Annotated in this window: 2 protein-coding genes; both read right to left on the bottom strand. The window is 39.1% G+C overall.

Annotation, left to right across the window (positions count from 1 at the left end):
* Nucleotides 1–22 precede the first annotated feature (22 nt).
* Nucleotides 23–745 (bottom strand): lambda exonuclease family protein, encoded by a 723-nt coding sequence (locus ACFIMK_RS02975; RefSeq protein WP_375693517.1) that lies wholly within the window; start codon nt 743–745, stop codon nt 23–25.
* 117 nt (nt 746–862) lie between these two features.
* A complete protein-coding gene (locus ACFIMK_RS02970; RefSeq protein ID WP_375638898.1) occupies nt 863–1,672 on the bottom strand; it encodes an ERF family protein in 810 nt (269 codons plus the stop codon).
* Nucleotides 1,673–1,722: the final 50 nt, after the last annotated feature.

Here is a 1,722-nt window from a genome sequence, read left to right as displayed (position 1 = left end):
AGGAGAGAGCACCCCCATAGGTTTAAGCAGCTTTTGCCAAAATCTTTTGCATCTCTTGTTCTATTTCCCCTAAAAAGATTTCGACCGCTTTATTGATCTCTTCAATGTGTTTCTCATCACGGAGGACGCGTTTGATTTTCATTCTCAAACCAGTAGATTTGCCTACAAAGTTTGGATTATAGCTCATGAAATCACACCATTTGCGTCCAGTGCATGCCATTTGGAATTGCATCTGTGCGATATATTCAGGCTTGATTTCGTCATAAATAAAAAAACGCAAATGCGTGGTTGATTGTGGACATTTGACTTCTATTAAACCGTCCTCTCCAATCAACCCATCAGGACTAGCCCCCGCCATTTCCATTTTGGGGTGTGGGATAAACCCGCATCTTGTGACTTCTGCGTCATAAATGAATTCATATTCTCTTAAGGCATCTTCTTCATGTTCGATACCCCATTGCATAGCAGGTGTTGTATAAGATTGGCTTATTTCCTCTATTAAGCGTTCTGTCATGAGTTTCGTTTTGTAGTCTTCATATTTGCTGGTAGGCAAGCCTTTANTAGCAGGTGTTGTATAAGATTGGCTTATTTCCTCTATTAAGCGTTCTGTCATGAGTTTCGTTTTGTAGTCTTCATATTTGCTTGTAGGAAAACCTTTTGCTGTCTTACTGAGTACGCTGTAGACATTAGATGCAGTGACTTTACCCAAGCGCGCTTGAAACCACTCTGCTGTCCTTTGTTCCATTTCACACCGCCGTTTCTTGTTGAGTTGGCNGCTGTCTTACTGAGTACGCTGTAGACATTAGATGCAGTGACTTTACCCAAGCGCGCTTGAAACCACTCTGCTGTCCTTTGTTCCATTTCACACCGCCGTTTCTTGTTGAGTTGGCGCATATTCGATATCTTGTATAGGTGCATCTAATTGCTCTTGTTGTGCTTTATTCATTTGCTTTCGTTGCTTTTTTTTCAAAGAAAACAAAGCGGTTTGTGCTTGTTTAAAAGACATATCTTTTAGATTTTTTACTCCTATGAAAGAGAGAAGCCTACTTTCTTCAGATTGTGTTTTTTTAATTAATTCTTTGATTTCATTCATCTGTTCAGAAGAGATACCCGCAAGAAGTGTTATTCCATCTGTATCGTCTTCTTTTCTTGCAACATTAAGAAGCATGCCTAAGAGATATCGACGTGCGTAGCTTATAGTAGAACCAACCGCTTGTGTGTTATTTTTGCTTCCCGTAGCATCAATGGGAAATGTTCCTTGTGTTGATATTTCATTGCCCGATATATGCTTTAAAGTCATTTCTACAGTTATGTCATTTGAACGCTGGTCTTTGATACGAGAGAACAAGGCAAAGTGATGTTTTGCAAGAGGTTCTTTAATAGCATCAATATATTTATCAAGCGTTGTATAGAGGCTTTTAGTATGTGTATTAATGGCATTTTGTTCGATATTTTTATATTCCACTTGTATAGTAGAAAGATCACGGACAAAGTTTTGGCGCTCTTGTCGTTTTATCTCTTGTTCTCGCAATTCAAGAAGACGCTTGAGACGATCCATATCGACATCATTTTCTAAAGCTCTTTCTAAAATAAGCTCCATAGCTGTAGGTTTGATTTCACAATCGTTCGTTTTTTCCACTAATTCCGTTTGTGTGGTACTTAGTTCACTCATCTTGATTTCCTCCTATTTGAGCGCAATTCACCCGTGGCGTGAATCACGCT

This window comes from Bartonella sp. AP280QHHD, from assembly GCF_042196125.1.
Taxonomy (GTDB): domain Bacteria; phylum Pseudomonadota; class Alphaproteobacteria; order Rhizobiales; family Rhizobiaceae; genus Bartonella.
Note: the sequence above shows the minus strand (reverse complement) of the source record. Positions and strands in the feature narration are given on the sequence as shown.